Source organism: Paenibacillus amylolyticus (assembly GCF_051136285.1).
Taxonomy (GTDB): Bacteria; Bacillota; Bacilli; order Paenibacillales; family Paenibacillaceae; genus Paenibacillus; species Paenibacillus amylolyticus_F.
In genome coordinates, this window is record NZ_CP194938.1 from 5,064,435 (window position 1) to 5,087,431 (window position 22,997).

Below are 22,997 nucleotides of genomic sequence, written 5' to 3' on the forward strand. Positions count from 1 at the left end.
CAGCTATGCATCACTCGTTGCAAAACGTTCTCCTGGTTTAAATAAGTTTCGTTCGGAAGAGTGATGCAGCTGCCACTGTTGTGTTAGATACCCTAGGTGCGAGTAAGTCTACTCGTAAACCTGAATTTCATTATAGAATGTATCACGTTCCACAGGGATGCGGCCTGCGCCTTTGACAAGCCAGATCAGTTCTTTGCGTGTCAACCCTTCCGGTGTCAGTGCGCCGGCAGCATGGCTGATTTTTTCGCGTACAATCGTACCATGCACGTCAGATGCACCGAAGCTCAGCGCGACCTGTGTCAGCTGTGGACCGATGTTAATGAAGTATGCTTTTACATGCTGAATGTTATCCAGCATCAGGCGGCTGATCGCAATCGTTTTGAGATCTTCATAAGCGGAGTTACGGCGCATAATGCTTGCGGATTTGCTTTTTGGCTGCATGGACAACGGAATGAATACCATAAATCCATTGGTTTCATCCTGCAATTCACGAATCTGTACCATATGGTTCACACGATCCTCATAGGACTCGATGGAGCCATACAACATGGTGGTATGTGTACGCATGCCCAGGTTATGAGCGGTACGGTGTACTTCAAGATAGCGATCCACATTCGCTTTATCTACACGCATTTTTTTGCGATATTCATCCGATAGAATTTCTGCACCACCGCCCGTCAGGGACTTCAGACCTGCTTTTTGCAGTTCTTGCAGAACTTCTTTGATGCTCAGGCCGCTGATACGGGTGAAGAAATCAATCTCTGCCGCAGTGTAAGCTTTCAGCGTAACATCCGGATATTTTTCGTTTAAAGCACGCAGGGAATCGACATAATACTGAAAAGGAACATGGTTATTATGTCCGCCGACGATATGGAACTCACGCACACCTGGATGAATATGCTGTTCCACATAATCGATCATTTCCTGACCGGATAACGTATAAGAGCCTTCCTCACCCTGGTCTTTGCGGAAATTACAAAATGCGCAGTGAGCTTCGCATACGTTGGTGAAATAAAGGCTCATGTTCTCAATAAAATATACTTTCTTGCCGTTTTTCCGCAAATTGGCCTCATTGGCCAGCTGGCCCAAAGTCAGCAGATCATCTGTTTCATACAGATAGACGCCATCCTCAACGCTCAACCTTACGCCGTTCTGTACTTTCTCAACGATTTCAGCCATTCTTTTGTCTGTGAACGGTGTTACCAATGTAGACATGCTGTTTCCTCCTGTTCTTTACCGGACTTCGAGTTATGATGTGTAGGACTTGAAAGCAGAACTACATAGCAAAGATGCGGTCAACTGCCGCCTTCTTGTGAAAGACTAACTCTTATTACCCGGTGCAGCGTGTGCTGCATGCGAAAAATCTTTTTTTCAAATGAGTCAAATGACTCTATATGCATTGGGGACTGAAAACCAGTCATCGAAATGTGAAAAAAATTACAACTCTATATATGACCAACAACCGAACAAGTCATGGCAAAATATTGACATTTTCAGAGTGACCACCTATCCATTATAAACCTCGTGTCCCGGGGGTTCAATACACTGGGAAGAAAAAGGAGTTTAGGGGGAACGCGGAAACAGGCAAACATGACTTGACCCCTTGACGGTGTGGAGTATAATTTAGGGAAGAGTGATGAAAAGGAGAGTGACCTGGCATGATTAATATCAGCGAAACGGCTGCTGACCGATTGAAAGAGATGCTTGCACAGCAAGAGACTCCTGGAATGTTCCTTCGTCTGGGCGTAGCACCGGGCGGTTGTACCGGATTTTCGTACGCCATGGGCTTTGATGATAAAGAGTCCGATGAGGATATATATATGGACATTCAGGACATGAAAGTCGTTGTAGAGAAAGAAAATGTGAAATATTTGAATGGACTCGAGATTGATTTTGAAGAATCCGGCATGTCCGGCGGTTTCACCATTCATAACCCGAATGCAGTAGCCACTTGCGGCTGCGGCTCATCTTTCCGTACGCGTGAAGAAGCAGGGGTACCGGATAAAGATTGTTAATCTGGCGATGAACGTTATCAGCCCTTGAAATGCCTTTTCAGGGTTGAGGATCACGGCCTCTATGGCGTATTAGTCTCGTACTAATAACGTTATGGAGGCTTTTTGCTATGGTATTGAAAAAACGAGAACGGCGTGTTCCAGTTGGTGCGCGAGATGTACGGTTGTACCCGGAGCTTACGTTAGAACAGGCGCTTGATTTCGTAATCAGCACGAAGAAGGTAGACAAACGCTTATAAGAAATTTCTTATCAGCCTACTTCTGTATCGAAAAGGAAGGAGGAGATCAGGAAGAGTTGAGTTGACAAGTTATGTTGTAACTTATATAGTTACATTATAGAGTTAAATACACGATCTAAACACAAAATAAATCCAACCCAGATTCCGAAGGAGAGATTGACGATGAAAATTGCAATTATTGGTGCTACAGGTAAAGCAGGAAGTATCATTTTGAAAGAAGCAGCAGACCGCGGGCACGAGGTAACAGCGATTGTGCGTAATGCATCTAAATTAGAAGACAAAAGCCTGAATGTATTGGAAAAAGATGTATTTGATCTGACGGCTTCAGATGTTCAAGTCTTTGATGTCATTGTTAATGCGTTTGGAGCACCAGCGGGTAAAGAGAACCTGCATGTAGAAGTAGGACAAGCCCTTATCAAGATTTTGAAGGATACCCCTAATACTCGTCTGATTGTTGTGGGTGGAGCAGGAAGCTTATTCACAGATGAGTCGAAAACAATGCGAGTTGTTGATTCCCCGGGCTTCCCTGATGCTTATAAAGCAACGGCGACGAATCAAGGACAAAACTTGCAAGACCTTCAGGCTTCTTCTGGAATTCAATGGACATTCCTGAGCCCAGCTGGGTTTTTTAATCCGGAAGGCGTGCGTACTGGCAAGTATCAGTCGGGTCAGGATGTTATGATTGTGAACAGTGAAGGCAACAGTTATATCAGCTATGCTGATTATGCGATTGCGCTTGTGGATGAAATTGAGAAACCGCAGCACCAAAATGAACGCTTTACCGTGGTAAGCGAAGCGAAATAATTCTTATAAACATATGCAAATGAAATAAACGGATGCTGATCTTAAACGATCTGTGTCCGTTTATTTATGCTTCTGAATAATCCTTTTGAAGGATGGACGGAACCATGGTAAGATTATTGCGATAGTCGACACCGTTCGAGTTTACTGGAGAGTATATTTATGAAATCAGAATCCAATATATTTATAATGAAAATATTCACTATTATTTTTGTCATAACGCTTTGTACTGCATTTGTTTTCGTTATTTACGTTCAGGATTTGAACAAATCCAAAGATGATGTCCGTATGGAGATTTTAGAAGACAATTCAGGCACCATGACCTTGTCCGATGTTCAAGCTAGCAAACAATTCGTAGCTTTACCTGGCAACTATTCCAAGGTTGGTTATTCTCCGGTTCGATTATGGTTCAAAATTAAAATAAACCGGTATAATGCGAAGGAAATCCATTACCTCACGATCAACAACCCTCTTTTTGAAGATGTAATGATGTACTTCCCGACAAGTAACAACTACGTAACAAAGCATTTCGGGTATCGATATAAGAGCAATTCCGATGAGATCGGTTATGTCTACCCTGCCATCAAAATCCCGTCTGATTTTGATCCTAATCAATACATATATATGACAAGTACATCGTTATATGGACAGAACTTCGTTGTAGGGCTAATGAATGAAGACATCTTCAGGACAACCAGCATGATCAATGTCGGAGTAGGAAGTACTTTATTCGGTTTTACAGTAGCATTGTTTTTCTATAACTTGATTATGGGCATATCCATAAAAAACAAAACGTTTATCAAGTCGTGCTTTTATGTGTTGACCACTTTGTTGTGGAATCTAACAATGACAGGACTTGTGAATATTACGGGCTTCAAGTACGCCTATTGGCTTGTGGAATATTCCACAGGCATTGGTATTTTTATGTCGATTTCCATTGCCATTGTTATGAGAGCGATTTTTCAGACAAAGACCTATTTTCCCAAAGTTGATTTTTGTTTGAAGCTGCTCATCGGTTTCTTTCCCATCTCGTTAGCGCTTTTTCTTTTTATCAGTAAAGAGCTGGGAGCATTTGGTGCAGGCGCATCGCTTATCATGTATGTATTGTATTTCATCATTATGTTTAAAGGAATAAGCAGCAAAACGATTCGCTCACCGCAACTCATAACGGCATGGTTCTTGTGTATCGTGTCGGTTGTGCTGTTTTATTTGATGGTTTTTGCAGTAATTCCACAAAGCTATATTATGAATTATTACTTATTTTTTCTTTCTAGTGTGTCTGCTATTGCCTTTGCATTATCTCTTGCCGAGATCATTAATAATTTAAAAGAAGAAAAGCAACGTAATCAAGTTTTGTATGAAAATTCCGAAATTCAATCCAGACAGTTTGAGCTTGCTTTCATTCGGGCTCAGATGGACCCTCATTTTATTCATAACACTCTGAACGTAATTGAAGGAGTTATTGCTGAAGACCAAGAAAAAGCGGGAAACTTGGTCAATGATTTATCTCATTATCTCAGAAATATATTGGATTACAGCAATTCAGAAAAATATATTTCTATTGATGAGGAACTGGACGCAGTCCAGTTTTATGTTCGCATTGAGCAAGCCAGATTTCCTAACAAAATAGTGGTCAACTATGAAATTGATTCCGGTATTCAACTGAAGGTACCGCGAATGGTTATTCAACCTTTAGTAGAAAATGCGATTAAACATGGTATACGTAAGAGGAGCATACCGGGAGCAATTACGATCAAAGTTAAAGAGCATGAACAGGGCTATTTCATAGCAGTAGAAGACGACGGTGTCGGCATTGAGGACATAGACAGAAATAAACTGCTTGAATACTCAGCGGGCAAGGGGATTGGGCTTGCTAGTATAAATGCACGGCTTAAGGCCGAGTATGGAACGCAACTTCAAATCGTTAGCGAGAAGGGTAAAGGAACTGTAGTTCATTTTGACGTACCCATTAAGGAGTAGCCATGAAGGTTATTATTATAGACGATGAATATTATGCGCTGCGGAACTTGAAAAACAAATTGGAGAAAATTGCTGGTGTCGAAGTCGTTGGAATGTACGAAGATCCTGCATTAGCCTTGGATGAACTAAGCAGGATACAGCCTGACCTTGCATTACTGGATATCGAAATGCCGGAGATTAATGGTGTAGCCTTGCTAGGGATGATGTTCAAAATAAGACCCGATATGGATTTTGTATTTACATCCGCGTATCATGCCTATGTAACAGACACGCTGGAAACCAAAGCATTGGATTTTCTCGTCAAGCCGGTGAAGTTCGAACAGTTATATGTTACATTGGAAAGAATAAAGAAGATTAAAAGCAAGAGCATTAAACACAAAGTCGAGATCAAGTGTTTTGGTGATTTTACCATATGGATAGATGGGAAAGTGATTGACGATAACTGGAGAACCAAAAAAACAGAGGAACTTCTCGCCTATTTGTTATGTATGAACGGGAAGTCCGTGTCCAGGGAACGAATCATTAATGACATATGGCCAGATTTGGTGTTGGATAAAGGATATGCCAACTTATACACGACACAATATAACTTGAAGAAGAGATTTCACAATCTTGGCATTGAAAAAATGCTCAAGAGCAGACTTGGAAATATCAGTCTTAACCTTGAAAACATGAGAGTAGATTTGTGGGATTTCGATCACTTTAGTAAAAGTTATCAAGAAGATAAGAATAAAGTGGAAATCCTTGAGCAAATGGTGGAAATGTACAGAGGGCTGTTATTTGAAAATAAGCCTTATTCATGGACGTTAAATATACAGCAGCCTTACGAGGTCATGTTCGATAATGCATTGAATACTTTGATTCTGTTCTATAGGGAACGTGCTGATGAGAAAAAGGCCCAATACTATGAGATGAAAAAAATGTTCTAAAGCAATAGTGAAAGTGACAGTAACAGATACACAACAGAGATAAAAAGAGAGGGTACGTTTTCATGAACAACGGATTAGTTAATGCCATTATTGCGTATATCATGTGGGGGATTCTCCCACTATATTGGAAGCTGTTTACCGACGTGCCGTCAGGTGAAATTTTGTCACATCGGGTGGTTTGGTCATTTGTATTTATGGGAATTATAGTAGCGATTCAGCGCCGCTGGAGTGATGTAAAACGAATCTGGACTAGCCGTACACTACTGCTGTCACTCACAGCTAGTGGACTGTTAATTGCGATCAATTGGCTGATCTTTATCTGGGCAGTCAACAACGGCCATGTTGTGGAGACTAGTCTTGGCTACTACTTGAACCCGTTGTTGAACGTGTTGCTTGCCGTTGTTTTCCTTCATGAGAAACCAAACCGGGGACAATGGCTCGCAATTGCTATAGCAGCGGTTGCGGTGCTGATTATTGCGATCGATTATGGACGTTTCCCATGGATATCCATTTCGCTAGCTGTATCCTTTGGTTTATATGGTCTGGCGAAGAAAAAGATCAAGCAAGATGCATCAGTAGGTTTGCTGTCAGAGACAGCAATTGTCCTGCCTGTTGCATTAGGTTACTGGATTTATCTTGGCATAGTTGGCAAAACAACAGCTTGGACGCTGCCAGCGCCTATGTTTTTCGAATTGCTGCTTTCCGGTGTTGTGACGGCGTTACCGCTGTTATTCTTTGCTCGAGCAGCAGCCCGCATGACGCTATCTACACTCGGCTTTGTTCAATACATCGGCCCAACCATTATGCTGATCCTGAGCATATTTGTGTTTAAGGAATCCGTTTCACCCGTGCTACTGAGTGGTTTTGCTCTGATATGGACAGCGCTTATCGTCTATGCTGTTGCATCCATGCGTGCTACTAAACTGGCGAAGACGACGTGATTGTAATGACGAAAGTATATGAGTTTCACACTGCAACCGGTCCTTTTCCATCGTTGAGATGGGGAGGGCTGTTTTTTATTTACTACTTTTGGAACGTATGATCTAATGATGAGAGTGGAGATTTCAGGAAGGTGTAGAGCTTTTTCTCATCCAGTCATAGAAATGGTGAAATATGTGCATGAAATCTTCGTATCCTCCTACGGTGATGGTACTGGATCTTACCAACTCGATTAATTATGGGGATTTTAAGATAAAACTACTCATCGCGAAACGATGAATTAGAGAGGTGAAGAATATGGTAAAAGATGATCTGTTGCATGATAAGCGTGGTTGGTTTGTTTTGCAAAGAAGTGTAATTCGCTTCGCTTCTCCATTTCTTTTTTCGGTAATTATAGGCGTTCTTTATGCTTGGTTAATCGTGAACGAAACGACATTGGAATATCTCAATATCATATTACCGAGTACAGATGGTGCGGATCTCCACCAATATCTTCCGATCATCCTTCCTGCATTTATATTTTCGTATGTTGTACAGAGGAAGCACATGATTTGGATTGAAAATATATCATTTAGCTGTATTCAAGTGATCATTGCTTTCCTCAGCCTTGTTGCATCTCTTGTGGTAGTTTGGGGGTTCATGTCGAGTGGACTTCTTTGAAAACAACGCTTTTCAACGATAAAAGGCGCATCCCTTAAGGGACAGCGCCTTTTGTCGATGTTTTCCTTTACCTCTGTGAAAGCCAAACCATGCTTTTAGAAGCCCTTCTTTGAGGAGCAGCGCGTAGTGGAGGGGGCGGGATCGATTCTGGAGAAGCGAAGCGTTCGCGTTTGTCATCGGATTTCCCCCTATGGAGAGGAATTCAAACAGAAATCCGAGGACAACCAGCGATCGAAAGAACGCCCCGTCCCCGTAACGTCCTCCCGCAGCTCCTGCCCTCAATGTTTTCGTGAAAAGACTAGGCACGTTTTAGAAGCCCTTCCTTGAGGAGCAGCGCGTAGTGGAGGGGGGGGATCGATTCTGGAGAAGCGAAGCGTTCGCGTTTGTCATCGGATTTCCCCCTATGGAGGGGAATTCAAACAGAAATCCGAGGACAACCAGCGATCGAAAGAACGACTCGCCCCCGTAACGTCCACCCGCAGCTCCTGCCCTCAATGTTTTCATCTGCTCCCGTGAAAAGACTAGGCACGTTTTAGAAGCCCTTCCTTGAGGAGCAGCGCGTAGTGGAGGGGGCGGGATCGATTCTGGAGAAGCGAAGCGTTCGCGTTTGTCATCGGATTTCCCCCTATGGAGGGGAATTCAAACAGAAATCCGAGGACAACCAGCGATCGAAAGAACGCCCCGTCCCCGTAACGTCCACCCGCAGCTCCTGCCCTCAATGTTTTCATCTGCTCCCGTGAAAAGACTAGGCACGTTTTAGAAGCCCTTCCTTAAGGAGCAGCGCGTAGTGGAGGGGGCGGGATCGATTCTGGAGAAGCGAAGCGTTCGCGTCTGTCATCGGATTTCCCCCTATGGAGGGGAATTCAAACAGAAATCCGAGGACAACCAGCGATCGAAAGAACGACTCGCCCCCGTAACGTCCACCCGCAGCTCCTGCCCTCAATGTTTTCATCTGCTCCCGTGAAAAGACTAGGCACGTTTTAGAAGCCCTTCCTTAAGGAGCAGCGCGTAGTGGAGGGAGTGGGATCGATTCTGGAGAAGCGAAGCGTTCGCGTTTGTCATCGGATTTCCCCCTATGGAGGGGAATTCAAACAGAAATCCGAGGACAACCAGCGATCGAAAGAACGACTCGCCCCCGTAACGTCCACCCGCAGCTCCCTCCCCCACAAAAGCTTCTAATCTCGCTGCTTAGTCAATGAACCCTTCCATGGTAGCCGTCGGCATCATATTTGATTGCCAAGCGCCTTTGCTATAACCGGCATTATAACCTGGCGTTGCTTGAGGCTCCCAGTAGAATACACCTTTTCCTTTGCCACTTGGCAAATTGCGAATTTGATTTTTCATCGCCGCGACAAAGTTTTTACCTGCCGCCGCCTGATTGTTGTCCATGCCAATTTCGGAGATCATAATTTCTTTGCCATAACGGTTGATCATATCCTTTGCATTGTTGACCGTTTTCGTCACCGCTGTGTTCCAGCCAGAAGCGGAAGGATAGAGGGACATCGCGATCATGTCAAAGTTAGCTCCGTTATTGATCAGTCCTCCGATGTTCCAGACAAACAAAGCATTATCGTCTCCGTTTGCAAGGTGAACCATCGTTTTGGTACCACTGCTTATGGATTTTACAGCATTATGACCTGTGTTCACGAGCCATGCATAATTTTTCATGCTGACCGAAGCTTTGCCATCTTCCCATAACATCCCGTTGTTCGTTTCGTTACCGATTTGTACCCAGTCCGGGGTAACGCCCTTGCTTTGCATCGTTGTCATCACATCACGAGTATGGTTCCAGACAGCGTCCATCAACTGTTGGAAGGAATAATTTCTCCAGGCGGCAGGTTTATTTTGTTTGCCCGGATCTGCCCAAGAATCGCTGTAATGGAGTGTAAGCATGACGCTCATGCCCGCATTTTTGGCACGTTGTGCAAGAGCCGCGGCGCGATCCTTATTCATGTAACCGTTACCATAATCATTCGAAGGATTAACGAACACCCGGATGCGGACGGAGTTAATCTGATAATCCTTTTTCAAAATATCAATGATGTCGCGTTGTACCCCGTTTTTATCTTTCCATTTGTACCCTTGAGCTTCCATGCCGGGAACCCAGCTGATATCGGCTCCTTTAGCAAAACTGGGTGCGGCGCTGGCGTGCTGGCCAGCAGGCAGCAGGACAGAAGTAAAGAACAAAACAATCGCCAATAAAATTTTGAAACCACTTACATTTCTAAACATAACAACATGCCTCCTCGGTTATAAGTTGAGATGCATCCTCATTATAGCCTCCTGAAGTCATGCTGCTAAAGGGTCGATTTCCAATATTTTGGTTGTTTTCTTAACCTCTAATTCGTTTTCCCGCGATAGATGTATAAAAGACAAAACAAAAAGCCGTCCGAAGACGGCTTTTCTACCCATGGCGCTTTTTTAAACATTGATCCGTATCCCGCGCCTCCATTACCATCCAATTTATTTGGAAGTAGTGGATTGGGTAAGGGACACGTTCAACATAGCATTAGAAATGTTGACGCACCTCCTTTCCTTGTGGCAAGAGTATACAACACTCTGTTTTGGAAAGCTAGTCTTTTTTTTCATATTTACGCAAAATTATTTTTCAGTTTGAAACATCGTCGTTTCCCGTGCATAATGGCTCTTCGTGCCGTCCTCATTACGTATCCGCACACTGTCATCACTGATCTGTTCGACAATGCCGTGGCCGACTTCGCAATATACACCTGCAGGATCTTCCTGCCATGCGGTAACTACACATTGGGATAGGGCAGCAGTGAAAAACTCGATGTTTTTCTGTAACGTTCTAGGTTTGTTCGATTTCATGAGATACTCCTTTAAAATGATATAAATGTGGGATAATAACAATAGCCGATCCAAATCACACTGTAGTTCACTTTACCTTGTCTATTGTTCTTTGTAAAGGGATGGAAAAAGTTACGGTCATGAGTTATCATTTACATAAATTTAACACTGCGTTAACATTCCGATGACGCTTGAAGTCGATTACGAATAGTACAATTATATGTAGAGTTCCAATAAGAATTGACATGCATCACATTCGGAGGCCATACATGCATAAGGATATTAAGACAGGCAATTATGTTAATCGTGATTTGAGTTGGGTTGAATTTAATCGGCGTGTGCTTCAGGAGGCTCAGGAGTCCACAACGCCTATGCTGGAGCGGATGAGGTTCCTTAGCATCGTTGCCAGCAATCTGGATGAGTTTGTCAGTGTCAGACTCGCAGAGACCAAGGAGAAAATTAAGGCTGGATTCACGCAAAAGGATTTCACAGGTTATACTCCTTCGGGGCTGTACCGCAGACTAATTAAACGAACCGGGACCATGGTCGCGGAGCAATATAAAACGTATCATGAGCTCATTCGCCTTCTCTCCAAGAAGGGTGTGAACATACAGGAGTATATGGACCTTAATGTGACACAGCAACGGGCCATGGATCAATATTATCATGACATTATTTTTCCGGTGCTTACGCCAATGGCCATCGACCAAAGCCGGCCGTTTCCACTGGTGCACAACAAGTCTGTTTATCTGTCAATTATGCTGCAAAAAGAAGATGAGCAGGATGGCGAGCCATTTATGGCGATTGTGCAGGTACCTTCCAATCTTCCTCGTATTGTGAAAGTTCCCCTGCGGGCCAATAGCAAAAAAAAATCATTCATTCTAATTGAAGATCTGATTAAACAGCATGTTCATACCCTGTTCAGCGGATATGTATCGCTGGCTGTGCAGGAGTTCAGAGTGACTCGTAATGCAGATCTCTCCATTAATGAAGAGGAAGCAGAAGATTTGCTGGAGGCCATTGAAAAAGAGCTGCGCCGCAGACGTCGCGGAGCCCCTGTCAGGCTGGAAGTGTGCAAGGATTTTCGTAGTGATGCCCTGCAGGAACTGCAAGATGAGTTTGAAATTCAGGACCCGATCTTTGAAATCGACGGACCGCTGGATCTCAGCTTCCTGGCTGGATTTGTGGATAGCCTTGAAGGTTTCTCTCATCTGAAATACAGTCCGGTACAACCTGTATATCCGCTGGAGTTCCTGCCAAGGGAGAGTCATTTTGAACTGCTGCGCAGACAGGATGTGCTGGTTCATCACCCGTATGAATCGTTTGAACCGGTAACCGATTTTATTCTGGAAGCTTCAGAAGATCCACAGGTTCTGGCGATCAAAATGACGCTTTATCGGGTGAATGGTGATTCACGCCTAATCCCAGCGCTGGCACTTGCCGCAGAGAGCGGCAAGCAGGTTACCGTCGTTGTGGAGCTAAAAGCTAGATTCGATGAAGAACGGAATATAGCCTGGGCCCGTAAGCTGGAAAAAGCAGGCTGTCACGTCGTTTATGGTCTGGTCGGTCTGAAAACACATGCAAAGATAATCCTTGTTGTACGTCGGGAGCAGCAAGGGCTGCGCCGATACGTACACGTGGGTACGGGCAACTATAACGAGAGCACAGCCAAAGTGTATACGGATGTGGGTCTGTTTACCTCTAACCCGATCATCGGGGAGGATGCATCCGAACTGTTTAACGAAATTACCGGTTATTCTGGTCCGAAAGCATTGCAAGCATTCCGTGTTGCTCCAGATGGCATGAAGGACGAGTTATTCACACTGATTCGACGAGAAACAGAGCATGCATTAAAAGGCAAACGTTCCCGTATCATTGCCAAGATCAACTCTTTATCTCATCAGGAAATGATCGATCAATTATATGTAGCTTCGCAGGCAGGGGTGCAGATTGATCTGATTATCCGCGGCGTATGCTGCTTACGTCCAGGTGTAGAAGGACTGAGCGAGAACATTCGTGTGATTAGCATTGTAGACCGTTTCCTTGAACATTCCCGGTTGTTTTACTTTGAAAATGACGGTAACCCGGATGTTTTCATTTCCAGTGCAGACTGGATGTCGCGTAACTTGAACCGGCGCATTGAGCTCATGTGTCCTGTATTTGATCCTTCATTGAAAAAGATGCTGGTGGATATCCTGAATCTGTCGCTGAATGACAATGTGAAGGCCAGAGAACTTATGCCAAACGGGAATTATATTTTTGTGAAAAATGAAAAGCCCCCGCTGAGAAGTCAGACGGAGGCGATGGGGATTATCCCTTGGAAGCCTGCTGAGTGGAGTGTTTTATCGTAACTCCCCAGGCTTCCTGCAAATCTTTAACGGCATCTTCCAGACTGTTCAGTTCCAGTAAAGGCTCGTCTGTACAGGTCAATGTGACCTGCAGCGAGTCTTTTTCTTTGACTGCGTGAATGGCGGCGATGCTCTCAGCACGGTTGATCGCTTCGGCTGCACGTAGCAACGAGCCAATACGGTGAGCATGCTGTGCATCCGAATCTTTTAGAATATCCTCATGCTTCTGCAGCAGTTGGGGTGTTCTTTTTTTCGGATGATAGTCAGCTGCAATGGCACTAAGGAGCGTTTCCCTGTGAGAAAGACCGTAGATGCTTGCATTCATAATCCAGTATGCCGAGTGCTGCGTGTACCTAAAATAGTTAATTTGTTTACCAGCCATGTGAAGCATGGAGGAGGCGTACAGAATTCGTTCATCAGACTCATCAGGTGCGGCCTCCTGCAAGGCGGTGTACAAGTGAACCGTATCGTGATGAATCCGGTTCAGACGTTTCTCGGGGATCGGCGGACCATAATGAAGGAAATTGCGGATACTGTCCTTCAGTGCATCCGGTGCGGCAGGCTGACCAGATGCGAGATAGTCTCTCAAGAGACCATCACGAAGTCCTGCTCCGCTCACCACATAACGATCTCCTTGGATGATGCGGAAGATGGTGCGCAGGATCAGTACGCCAGGTACGATAATGTCAGCCCGATCCTTGGCGAGACCCGGCACCTTTTTGCGCTGGGCCGAAGTAAGATAGGGCAAGGAATGTGCGATATTTTCCATCGCTTCCTGTCCAATCTCATAATGATGTGACACCGGCAGAGAGTATTGTGTCCGTTTTTGTTCTACTTTTGCAAGTGTACGCATCGTACCGCCCAGACCGATCAACGGCAAACCGGGATGTTCCCGAATCCAGTCCGATCCCTGTAGGGCTTGAATGACCTCATTGCAAAGTGCGTCTTCATTGGCTTCGATCCATTGATCCTCGCCTCCATAACGGGCATGGGAATTCACGGCACCGATCGGCAGGGACACGCTGTGCAATCTTTGGCGATTGCGGAATACGGTGATTTCCGTACTGCCTCCCCCGATATCCACGACAAAACCGTCCTTCAGATCAATGGACTGAATCACGCCCAAAAATCCGTAATAAGCCTCTCGATCTCCCGAAACACATTCAATAGTAAGCCCAGTCTCATTTTCTAACCATGCAATAATCTGCGCAGCGTTGGTTGCATTGCGGATAGCTGCTGTTGCGGCTGCTCGAATCATTTCCGTTTGATAAGCTTCACAGGTGGCTTTGAATTGCCGCAAAATAGTCATCGCAGTTGTTAAAGACTGCCTTTGAATGCTGCCATCCGGTTCGACAACCCCGCTTAGTCTGGCAGCATATTTGTCTTCATGAATAATGCGGTAAGCTCCTTTTTCATTCACCTCATAGATCACCAGACGAATGGAGTTAGAGCCAATATCAACAATTCCAAGTGTTTTATTATTTTGTGTCATAAGCATCTCCTTCTACAAAGATCAGTTACCCGTAATGCAACAGGGCAGCCATGGCTTCCGGTGAGCCTGGAGGCGTGGCAGAGAAGGGCGTAGTCAACATAACGACAATGATAAAGACGATGAAACAGGCAAATAAAATACAACTTACGGCAAAGCCACGATTGCGTTTTTTGATAAACAGACGAATACCGATTACGAAGAGAAGTACCGTCACCGCGACCAGTACAATGGACATTGCGAAATAGGCCACGCCATAAAGTGATTTGAAAAATACTTCCATGTCTTTTGAACGCTCCTTAGGTCCTCATTTTTAGCCAATACAAATCATTCTTTAGTAGCATACGACAGATTGAACCGTTTGAAAAGTAAAGTGGGCATTGTCCCGAATTGCCATTTAATAAGCAGGACAGGTTCCACGGAAAAGGGGCCTTTGCCTTGGACAATCATCCAAGAATACGATCCCAGGGTTGAGTATGTATAAGGAAGGAGCATTGTTTCAGAGAGGAGATCAACCCATGTCGAGACAATTAGCAAGCAAATGGCGGAAGACAGCTGCGTTAATAAAATATCCGGTGGCTGCTGCCCATATTCCGCAGACCATGGCGTTTAGTTCAGGTAATCTGCTGCACATGCTGCAGCGTTATGGAATGGTATTTATTAAACCGGTGGTAGGCGGTGGCGGGTATGGCGTGATCCGGGTATCCAGAAACGGCGGAGCCTACAGATACACACATATGAAGGTTAGCCGTTCATTCGCCAGCTTTAAACAGATGTATCATTCCCTTGTGCGGGTGAAGGCCAGACGAAGATATCTGATTCAACAAGGGATTCATCTTGCGACTATTCATGGAAGACCTGTAGATTATAGAGTCAAGGTGGTCAAGACTGCGCAGGGCTGGGTATTTCGCTCTTTGGTCGGAAGACTTGCTCGTCCAGGTCTATGTGTAACGAATCTGTGTAAGGGAGGAACGATGCTGTCTGGCAAAAGAGCACTTGCCTTATCGCTGCCTCATATCGCTAATCGGCATAAAAGGCAGGAGATGCGTTCATTGACGCTGACTTGTACACATATTATGGAAACGCAGTTTCCAGGCATAGGTCAGTTAGGATTTGATTATGGTTTGGATCACTCCGGCAGAATATGGATTTTGGAAGTGAATACCAGACCTCAATGAAAATCGCTGGAAAGACTAAAGAAACCTTATGAAAAACCGATAGTATATACAAGAGATATCATATGAAAAACGTTTGAAAATTTTCACATCAGGGTAATACATTCCGAGTATCGCCGGAAAATATGAAAATAGCTTGAAATTTTCTTTTGAATTTTGGTTTTTAAAGAGATTCTATCCGTCCTGTGTATAAATAATGTCCACATTATCCACTGTATATAATCTATGTTTTTTCCAATTATCAACAAACTATGCACAGGATTTCCACATGTTGTTGTGGATAACAAGAACGCTTGTTCTCTTTGATAATCTCTGATATGATAGTTTTGAGGAAAATAAAGGAAAGGTTGTGGCGGGAAATGGCTATGTTATCCGATGAGATGTTGTTGGATTCCTACCATAAAGCGATCGAACTGGATCTCGAACGAGATTTCATCGCGCTGCTATTGGCAGAAATCCATAAGCGCAAACTGGGTACCAACGTATCTGCCATACTTCACTAGAGATCCTCATTGCAGGCAATATTACAGGTTTCCGGACATGTCCCATAAAGAGACTGGCAGCAGCATGCTTGTCTGACAATGGTGACAATGCATCAAGTGATTGCAAACGTTCTCAGTTTCGTCTGCCATGTCAGGGGAAACCTGAAGTTCGTAGGGGCTGTATGGTCCGGTATAGTCGTCCAATTTGCCGCATTCTGACAGTCCCTGGAGGCAGTGGGGACAAGCCTGCTCCGGAACAACCAGACCGTTACACAGCGGGCATATATAAGACAAGGGTATCCCTCCTGATTATGAGATTGCTCAGGAGTAAGATACCCTTTTTTGTACCATAATATGTGATTTCTTTGAATTAGCGTTTCATATTACTACTATGTCCAGGAGACAATTTGGCATCCGGATCGAAGTATACTTTTGCATTATTCACTGCCGTTGGAGCTTCACCAAAGCCAACAGCAATCAGTTTCAGCTTGCCTGGATATGTGGTGATATCACCAGCAGCAAAGATGCCAGGTATGGACGTTTCCATGCGGGAGTCCACAACGATGGAATTGCTATCAATTTCGATACCCCATTCGGCAATCGGACCAAGGGATGAGACAAAACCAAAGTTAACAATGACATCATCGACTTCTATTTCTTGTGTTTCTTTCGTTTTAACATGCGCGAGAGTAACCTTCGTAATCGTGTCATCTCCGTGAAGTCCCGTAATTTCGGTTGGTGTGACCACGTTGACTTTGGAATTCATCAGGTTTTCCACACTGTGCTCATGTGCACGGAACTTGTCCCGGCGGTGAATCAAAGTAACTTGCTCAGCAATTGGCTCAAGCATAAGTGCCCAGTCTACAGCAGAGTCTCCGCCGCCGCTGATCAAAACTTTTTTACCTGCAAAAGCGTTTAAATCACTGATGAAGTAATGCAGATTGGTTTTCTCAAACTTTGCTGCACCTTCCAGTTCAAGGCGTCGAGGTTCAAAGGCACCGACACCAGCTGTAATAATAACGGCTTTGGCATGATATTCATTCTCATCTGTCTTTACGATGAAGTGCTGTTCTTCTATTTTCTCCACCGATACCACTTTTTCTTCCAGACGGATGTTCGGGTTAAAGTGGTTCATCTGCTCGATCAGGTTATTAACCAGTTCCTGAGCAGTGACTTTTGGGAAGCCGGCTACATCATAGATGTATTTCTCTGGATATAGGGCAGCTAGCTGTCCGCCAAGCTGAGGCATACTTTCTACCAGCGTAACGGATGCCTGACGCATACCTCCATAAAATGCAGCGAACAGGCCCGCAGGACCGCCGCCGATAATAAGCAAATCGGTCATTTCATGACCGGATGTCTGTGCAGTCAAAAATCAACAACACCTTTCTTATTTTAATAGGTAGAGACCAGTACTTATTATTGCAAATTACGTCACATAATCTGCATGTGGGTGTAAACTGTCTTTCCTATTATAAACGGTGTAATCTGGGTTGCAAAGTTAGCTGGGTCACTAAACTGAGAATAATTGATGAAGATCTGGTGAGAATAGGATGAAATTGGAAATGAAAGGTTATGAAAAATAACAAAAAAAACCTTGATCTTTGCGAGAAATCCAGATATCCTTGACCTGTACTATGTGTTTTTTTGTCAAAATTAGAGTGATGGCGTCAAGTCGAGACACCCCTCGCGTTTTGTGTAATCTTGTGGTTAATTTCACAACTTAAATCGATGATATGCGTATAGAAGTTCAAAACCATTCATGAAGTTTACATTTGTCGTCATAATGGATAAGACCTGAGCAATACTTGTAAGTAAGAGCATTTTGCATTCCACCTGTTAAAGGGAAGGATACGAGCAAAACCGGAAGGAGTACAGATATGAGCAGCATTCCCAAAATCGTCATTCTCGGAGCGGGATATGGCGGGATTCTGACAGCCCAGCGGCTGCAGAAGGAACTGAACTATAACGAAGCCGATGTCACATTGGTGAACCGGCATGATTATCATTATATTACAACTCATCTACATATGCCGGCAGCTGGCACGGATAAAATAGAACACGCGAGAGTTTCAATTTCGAAACTGATCGATGAGTTCAAGATTGACCTGGTGAAATCATCGGTGAAGGAGATCCGTCTTCAGGATCGTAAAGTCATTCTGGAGGACGGTACGTTGTCTTACGATTACTTGATTATTGGACTGGGCGGGGAGCCAGAAACTTTTGGTATACCCGGTATGCTTGACCATGCGATGACAATTCGTAGTATTAACTCCGTAAGGTTGATTCGAGAACATATCGAATATCAATTCGCGATGTACAAAAACGATAATAAACGAAACCGTATTCGCTTCGTTGTAGGCGGGGCTGGTTTCAGTGGAGTGGAATTTGTCGCGGAACTTGCAGACCGTATTCCGCAACTGTGCAAGGAATTTGACGTGGACCCGAAACATGTACACATCTATAACGTTGAAGCCGCGCCTTCGGCATTGCCGGGGTTTGATCCGGAACTCGTGGATCATGCGATGAATGTGTTAAAGAAAAAAGGAGTTACATTTAAAATCGGTGTTCCGATCAAGCAATGTCTTCCTGATGGTGTAATTGTCGGTGAAGGTGAGAAAATTGATGCGGCTACGGTTGTATGGACGGGCGGAATTCGAGGTAATTCTTTACTTGAGCAGGCTGGTCTTGAAGTGATGCGTGGCCGCGTGAAGGTGGATGAATATTTGCGTGCTCCCGGGCATGAGCATGTGTATGTCATCGGAGACAACTCCCTTGTATTTAACGAGGAAGGCAGACCTTACCCGCCGACGGCTCAGATTGCGATGCAGCAGGGTGTAAATTGTGCGAAGAACATTGTCGCAGCTATTCGCAACAAGCAGCCTCAGCCTTTTGAATTCACGAGCAAAGGCACAGTGGCCTCATTGGGTAAGGGAGAAGCGATTGCTGTGGTCGGCAGCAAGAAATACAAAGGCTGGAAGGCAGCACAGTTGAAAAAGCTGGTTGATCTGCGGTATTTGTTCATTATTGGAGGCATTCCGCTGGTTTTGAGGAAAGGGCGGTTTTTCGGATGAGACATTGCAGTGTACAGGTTCGCGGTCTGTTAACCCGTGAGGAACTGGATCGCTACAATAGCCTGATGCAGGTCGGCGGTTATCTTGAGGAACAGGATCAATATGACTTGGCCTACATCGTTCAAAAAGAAGTAGACATTCTTATACTGCCGGCAATTGAACGACTTAAGGAAAAGAGCCGTGACCGTGACCGTGCAACTGCCGAGTTTCTTGAATCTCTGAAAGCGGTTGATGAAGAGGAACAGGATTAAGACTTCAGTTAGGTTGTAAAAAGAGTTTACACTTATACACTTCAATGACAGAATAATCTTTCAATCGCTGTTATCCCCGAATTTTTTGATTCCCTTTTGTTAAAGGGGAAAATTTGGTGATAAAGGCGACAGCAGATGCTTCCGATGTAGCTTTCTTTCAGAAAGCTTTTAGCTTCGCTTTTCCAGTTTACTTCTGTCCTCTCCGTTTTTGTGTAATCAATTAGTTCAACTTAAATAAATCTAAATCATGCTTGAAGTGAGGTAATACTTAAAAATTAAAAAAAGCACTGCGGGTCAATCCTTTAAGGATATCTCCGCGGTGCTTTTTTGCTGTCTGGAAATTAAAAAGAATCGTCCAGCCTGTCTCCATATAAGACAAGCTGGACGATGATCCTTGCATGTATGAAACAAATTACAGCTTCAGCATCTCTTCCAGTGAGCTTTCACTCAGCAGACTTCCTACGTAGAACGAGCCAAATTCACCGTAGCGTGCACTCACTTCATCAAAGCGCATCTCATACACCAGCTTTTTGAATTGAATTGCATCATCTGCGAACAGGGTAACACCCCATTCCCAATCATCAAATCCAACCGAGCCGGTAATGATCTGTTTGACTTTACCCGCATAGCTGCGGCCGATCATGCTATGACTGCGCATCATGGTGCGGCGCTCGTCCATAGACAGCATGTACCAGTTGTCGTTCAGCTCCCGCTTTTTGTTCATCGGGTAGAAGCAGACATATTGCCGCTGAGGCAGCACCGGTTTGAGACGGGCAACAATCTCCGGGTTTTGCATCGGATCTTCGCCTTCTTTGCCCAGGTAGTTACTGAGTTCGACCACACTGACATATGAATACGCTTTGGTTGTGTATTTGGAAAACGTGGTTTTGTTGAAAGCGTTCTCTACTGCCTTTAAGTCTTCCAGCGTCTCACGCAGATGCATCATCATAAAGTCTGCCTTCTGACCTACAACTGTATAAACAACAGTACTGCCTTGGGAAGTCTCCTCGACGTTTTTCCATTCGTTCCAAAACTCCTGAAGCTCGTCCAGGGCAACAGCACGCTCTTCATCATCGGCTGCTTTCCAGGCGGTCCAGTTCATCGAGCGAAAATCATGAAGGGCATACCAGCCCTCCAAGGTTGATGTGGCTTCGTTCATGGATTTTGTTCCTCCTACAGGTTATATTTCCAAATCCCGGTAAGGGACAGTTTAGTGCTTTATCGTTATATTGTATCCCAACATGAAGCAGAAGGGCAAATGATCTTCTCGTGAAAATCGGCAGATTTGTCCATAAAGTTCGTTGCTTCGTCACATTTTTTGCGGTAAACTTACTACTATCCAGAAGAGAAAACCGAAAGTGTGAAAGAAGAGGTGAACGTCAGCCGATGCAGTTTATACCGGTGCTCGTATTAATGGTATTATTTTTTGTTATGATGTTTGGTATCGGTTTCATATTGAATATGCTTATGAAGACTACCTGGTTTCCTTCCTATTTGTTCGTCATCGTTATATTGCCTGTGGTGGTATATTCTTTATGGGATCATTCATCTACGCTCATGTCACATCTGGGGTCCTTTCAACTGGTCGATTATATGACCGGGGTTGCAGGTCTGGCGGGTGCGATCATTAGTGGCTGGACGATTCAGAAGCTGCGACTGGGCGGATATCGTATGTTCTGATGGCTGGAAAGTGAAGGCAACTGCAGCACTGAGTTTGAAAAGGTCTTGTCTTTGACGCAAACGCTTACGCGTGCAAAGAGAAGGCTTTTTTTGCTGTGATGAACGGTACAGGGGAATGTTTGTTTGCTTCTTATCATATGTATAAGATGAATGAATTTAAACGATTTTGCTTGTAATCTCGCACTGCAGCTTTTATAGTATTCTAGCGACTCTTTGGAGCGACTCACTTGAAAATTCGCCCAATTTTGCGAAAACGTGAACGATGTCGACCTAGGACGAAATGCAGTGAGAACGGGTTCGTTTTTTACCTGTTTTTGAGCATTTGAGGATCGGACATTTATGATAGAATAGAAAAACAACGTTTGGGAAGAAGGAGATCAGGCTATGCGCATGAAGAATTTGCATCATTTTACGGAACATCATCGCTACTGCGTATACAGGGAGTTTGGATTAAGCGCCCTGGACGACCGCATGCTCACAGGAGCTTACCAGCCTATGGTAGGTGCTTTTGCGGTTGGCTTGTATCGGCTGTTATTTCAGCATCTTCCCGGAGAACAGGTCGGTTATTCCCCGCTTGAGCAGCAGCGGCGGTTGTTTATGACATTGGGGCTGGAACCCAGTGAGAAGGGACGCAAATATTTGGTCGAACAGGCGTCCAAGCTGGAAGCGGTAGGGCTACTTCAAACCTCAAGGCTCTACACTCCGGAAAATGATGATTACATCTATGAGTATGAGCTGCAGCCGCCACTCTCTCCGGCAGAGTTTTTCCGCACACAACATTTGACATTGCTGCTTCGAGACAAGATTGGCAAGTTTGCTGTGTTATCCTTGCGAGCCGGTTTTTCGGCTGTTGAAAATGGGGACACACCTTATGTGGCAGCGAATAAAGAAAATATTTCAGTACCCTTTTACGATATATTTGAGCTCAATACACGTGTCATTGATTATGAACTGGAGCAGGCCTTATCCGAAGTGTCCTCCTCGGCGCAGCGAACAGGCACCAATGATGCTGCTGAAGAGAACAAGCTGAATTATGCTGATATTATTTTACGATTCCCGCGTGAGTCCGTGAACCGTCGGTATGTAGAACAGCTGCGTTTTGATCATGAGCAGCTCGGAATCGTCAATTATGTGGTGAACAAGTTTAACCTTAGTGTGCAAGATGTATGCCGCTTGCTGGATGAGGATGATGTGTTCAGCCCGCAAGGGCAACTGTTACTGGATGATCTGCAGCATAAGGCAAGCATGCAATTCAGACAGACGAAGAAACGTCAGGAGCAGCAGACGGTACAAGCCGCCAAGGTGGTTGCTCTTCGGCAGCATATGGAGGAGCCGCAGTCATATACAGACTCCAGTGAGCCACCAGTCGAGCATGTTGTACAGATGGAGTACTATGTCGAGGTACCGCCGCAGTTCTCAACCAAGTGTGATATTCATCAATATAATATGATGCTGCGTAATGAGCCTTATACACGTTTGCTTCAGACATTTTTCCCTGGCGCTGTGCCGGATAACCTGGTAGATATTTTCGAAAAAATTGACCTGAGTTACAAGCTGCCTGGTGAAGTAATCAACGTATTGATCCATTATCTGATGGCACTGCTTGTATCCGGTGGAGAGCAGCGGATTAACCGTAATTTCGTAGAGGCGATCGCTTCTAACATGTTGCTCAAGCAGGTGGACTCTTACGAGAAAGCTGTACAATACATCCGTGATCAGGCGAAGGTAAAAGGCAAGCAGGCTGCAGGAGCAGCTGGAACCCGTACCCGTACATACGGCAAAGGAGCCAAAGCCAAACCCGAAATTCCGATTGTACAAGACATAAGCACCGATGGAGACGCCGTATCCGAGGAGGAGTTCGAAGAGATGATGCGATTTGCCCAGCAGATGCAGGCGAGCAAGCAAAAAGGAACTTCTTAAAAGTTCTGCGAATTGACTAATAAAATGATAAATTTTTTCACTCATACGTTTGGCGATAAATAATTAATTCTCCGTTGTTTTGCTTTCCCGAGCTCTTATTCATTCATAATAGGTCTTAAAAAAGACAGCCTGGCTTCGTAGCAGGCTGTCTTTTCTTTTCGTTTCGTCACGATCAGGATTATGCAGTCACTAGCTCCGTTATGAATCACA

At 44.6% G+C, this 22,997-nt stretch carries 24 protein-coding genes; 14 read left to right on the top strand and 10 right to left on the bottom strand.

Going from position 1 to position 22,997, the window contains the following annotated elements:
- Positions 1–108: 108 nt before the first annotated feature.
- Positions 109–1,215 carry an aminofutalosine synthase MqnE gene (gene mqnE, locus ACR8BL_RS22050; protein WP_434749530.1) on the bottom strand — a complete coding sequence of 369 codons (1,107 nt, stop codon included), beginning with the start codon at positions 1,213–1,215 and terminating at the stop codon, positions 109–111.
- Positions 1,216–1,658: 443 nt separating this feature from the next.
- Here mqnE and ACR8BL_RS22055 point away from each other — a divergent pair, with 443 nt between their 5' ends.
- From ACR8BL_RS22055 to ACR8BL_RS22085, 7 genes are all read left to right on the top strand, one after another.
- On the top strand, positions 1,659–2,015 hold the full coding sequence (locus tag ACR8BL_RS22055; RefSeq protein ID WP_434749531.1) for a HesB/IscA family protein: 357 nt from the start codon (positions 1,659–1,661) through the stop codon (positions 2,013–2,015).
- Positions 2,016–2,122: 107 nt separating this feature from the next.
- Positions 2,123–2,251, top strand: a complete 129-nt coding sequence (locus ACR8BL_RS22060) for a hypothetical protein (protein ID WP_434749532.1) — start codon at positions 2,123–2,125, stop codon at positions 2,249–2,251.
- Between the two features lie 162 nt (positions 2,252–2,413).
- Complete coding sequence (locus ACR8BL_RS22065; RefSeq protein WP_434749533.1) at positions 2,414–3,055, top strand: NAD(P)-dependent oxidoreductase; 642 nt, start codon at positions 2,414–2,416, stop codon at positions 3,053–3,055.
- A gap of 159 nt (positions 3,056–3,214) precedes the next feature.
- Positions 3,215–5,032, top strand: coding sequence for a histidine kinase (locus ACR8BL_RS22070; RefSeq protein WP_434749534.1), 1,818 nt, complete (start codon positions 3,215–3,217; stop codon positions 5,030–5,032).
- Positions 5,033–5,034: 2 nt separating this feature from the next.
- Positions 5,035–5,961 carry a response regulator gene (locus ACR8BL_RS22075; RefSeq protein ID WP_434749535.1) on the top strand — a complete coding sequence of 309 codons (927 nt, stop codon included), beginning with the start codon at positions 5,035–5,037 and terminating at the stop codon, positions 5,959–5,961.
- A gap of 62 nt (positions 5,962–6,023) precedes the next feature.
- The gene (rarD, locus tag ACR8BL_RS22080; protein ID WP_434749536.1) at positions 6,024–6,902 is read left to right on the top strand and encodes an EamA family transporter RarD; all 879 of its coding nucleotides are present in this window, start codon (positions 6,024–6,026) and stop codon (positions 6,900–6,902) included.
- Between the two features lie 295 nt (positions 6,903–7,197).
- On the top strand, positions 7,198–7,560 hold the full coding sequence (locus tag ACR8BL_RS22085) for a hypothetical protein (protein ID WP_434749537.1): 363 nt from the start codon (positions 7,198–7,200) through the stop codon (positions 7,558–7,560).
- 745 nt (positions 7,561–8,305) lie between these two features.
- On the opposite strand, the gene ACR8BL_RS22090 is transcribed toward ACR8BL_RS22085, so the two are convergent.
- The 3 genes from ACR8BL_RS22090 to ACR8BL_RS22100 form a co-directional block, all read right to left on the bottom strand.
- Positions 8,306–8,512 carry a hypothetical protein gene (locus ACR8BL_RS22090; RefSeq protein WP_434756436.1) on the bottom strand — a complete coding sequence of 69 codons (207 nt, stop codon included), beginning with the start codon at positions 8,510–8,512 and terminating at the stop codon, positions 8,306–8,308.
- Positions 8,513–8,748: 236 nt separating this feature from the next.
- A complete protein-coding gene (locus ACR8BL_RS22095) occupies positions 8,749–9,792 on the bottom strand; it encodes a glycoside hydrolase family 53 protein (RefSeq protein ID WP_434749538.1) in 1,044 nt (347 codons plus the stop codon).
- A gap of 369 nt (positions 9,793–10,161) precedes the next feature.
- A complete protein-coding gene (locus ACR8BL_RS22100; RefSeq protein WP_434749539.1) occupies positions 10,162–10,389 on the bottom strand; it encodes a hypothetical protein in 228 nt (75 codons plus the stop codon).
- 248 nt (positions 10,390–10,637) lie between these two features.
- Between ACR8BL_RS22100 and ppk1 the strand changes: the two genes are divergently transcribed.
- Positions 10,638–12,719 carry a polyphosphate kinase 1 gene (ppk1, locus tag ACR8BL_RS22105; protein WP_434758270.1) on the top strand — a complete coding sequence of 694 codons (2,082 nt, stop codon included), beginning with the start codon at positions 10,638–10,640 and terminating at the stop codon, positions 12,717–12,719.
- Here the strand turns inward: ppk1 and ACR8BL_RS22110 are convergent.
- Positions 12,679–14,208 (bottom strand): Ppx/GppA phosphatase family protein, encoded by a 1,530-nt coding sequence (locus tag ACR8BL_RS22110; RefSeq protein ID WP_434749540.1) that lies wholly within the window; start codon positions 14,206–14,208, stop codon positions 12,679–12,681. The two genes, ppk1 and ACR8BL_RS22110, sit on opposite strands and share 41 nt — an antisense overlap.
- A 25-nt stretch (positions 14,209–14,233) precedes the next feature.
- Positions 14,234–14,458 carry a hypothetical protein gene (locus ACR8BL_RS22115; protein WP_434749541.1) on the bottom strand — a complete coding sequence of 75 codons (225 nt, stop codon included), beginning with the start codon at positions 14,456–14,458 and terminating at the stop codon, positions 14,234–14,236.
- Between the two features lie 265 nt (positions 14,459–14,723).
- On the opposite strand from ACR8BL_RS22115, the gene ACR8BL_RS22120 reads away from it, so the two are divergent.
- Both ACR8BL_RS22120 and ACR8BL_RS22125 read left to right on the top strand, forming a co-directional pair.
- Positions 14,724–15,383, top strand: a complete 660-nt coding sequence (locus tag ACR8BL_RS22120) for a YheC/YheD family protein (RefSeq protein WP_434756437.1) — start codon at positions 14,724–14,726, stop codon at positions 15,381–15,383.
- A 356-nt stretch (positions 15,384–15,739) separates the two neighbouring features.
- Positions 15,740–15,883, top strand: a complete 144-nt coding sequence (locus tag ACR8BL_RS22125; RefSeq protein WP_434749543.1) for a sporulation histidine kinase inhibitor Sda — start codon at positions 15,740–15,742, stop codon at positions 15,881–15,883.
- A 21-nt stretch (positions 15,884–15,904) separates the two neighbouring features.
- Here the strand turns inward: ACR8BL_RS22125 and ACR8BL_RS22130 are convergent, their stop codons facing one another.
- Together ACR8BL_RS22130 and ACR8BL_RS22135 are read right to left on the bottom strand one after the other, a co-directional pair.
- On the bottom strand, positions 15,905–16,156 hold the full coding sequence (locus tag ACR8BL_RS22130; RefSeq protein WP_434756438.1) for a hypothetical protein: 252 nt from the start codon (positions 16,154–16,156) through the stop codon (positions 15,905–15,907).
- A gap of 76 nt (positions 16,157–16,232) precedes the next feature.
- On the bottom strand, positions 16,233–17,234 hold the full coding sequence (locus ACR8BL_RS22135) for an NAD(P)/FAD-dependent oxidoreductase (protein WP_434749544.1): 1,002 nt from the start codon (positions 17,232–17,234) through the stop codon (positions 16,233–16,235).
- Between the two features lie 508 nt (positions 17,235–17,742).
- Between ACR8BL_RS22135 and ACR8BL_RS22140 the strand changes: the two genes are divergently transcribed.
- Together ACR8BL_RS22140 and ACR8BL_RS22145 are read left to right on the top strand one after the other, a co-directional pair.
- A complete protein-coding gene (locus tag ACR8BL_RS22140; protein WP_434749545.1) occupies positions 17,743–18,936 on the top strand; it encodes an NAD(P)/FAD-dependent oxidoreductase in 1,194 nt (397 codons plus the stop codon).
- The gene (locus ACR8BL_RS22145) at positions 18,933–19,187 is read left to right on the top strand and encodes a hypothetical protein (protein ID WP_434749546.1); all 255 of its coding nucleotides are present in this window, start codon (positions 18,933–18,935) and stop codon (positions 19,185–19,187) included. The genes ACR8BL_RS22140 and ACR8BL_RS22145 overlap by 4 nt, the downstream gene beginning before the upstream one ends.
- Positions 19,188–19,455: 268 nt before the next feature.
- On the opposite strand, the gene ACR8BL_RS22150 is transcribed toward ACR8BL_RS22145, so the two are convergent.
- Together ACR8BL_RS22150 and hemQ are read right to left on the bottom strand one after the other, a co-directional pair.
- Complete coding sequence (locus tag ACR8BL_RS22150; RefSeq protein WP_434749547.1) at positions 19,456–19,587, bottom strand: hypothetical protein; 132 nt, start codon at positions 19,585–19,587, stop codon at positions 19,456–19,458.
- A gap of 12 nt (positions 19,588–19,599) precedes the next feature.
- Positions 19,600–20,346: a hydrogen peroxide-dependent heme synthase gene (gene hemQ / locus ACR8BL_RS22155; protein WP_434749548.1), complete on the bottom strand. Its 747-nt coding sequence runs from the start codon at positions 20,344–20,346 to the stop codon at positions 19,600–19,602.
- Positions 20,347–20,573: 227 nt separating this feature from the next.
- Between hemQ and ACR8BL_RS22160 the strand changes: the two genes are divergently transcribed.
- Together ACR8BL_RS22160 and ACR8BL_RS22165 are read left to right on the top strand one after the other, a co-directional pair.
- Positions 20,574–20,867: a YuiB family protein gene (locus tag ACR8BL_RS22160; RefSeq protein ID WP_123064681.1), complete on the top strand. Its 294-nt coding sequence runs from the start codon at positions 20,574–20,576 to the stop codon at positions 20,865–20,867.
- A 384-nt stretch (positions 20,868–21,251) separates the two neighbouring features.
- Positions 21,252–22,787: a helicase DnaB gene (locus ACR8BL_RS22165; protein WP_434749549.1), complete on the top strand. Its 1,536-nt coding sequence runs from the start codon at positions 21,252–21,254 to the stop codon at positions 22,785–22,787.
- Positions 22,788–22,997 lie beyond the last annotated feature (210 nt).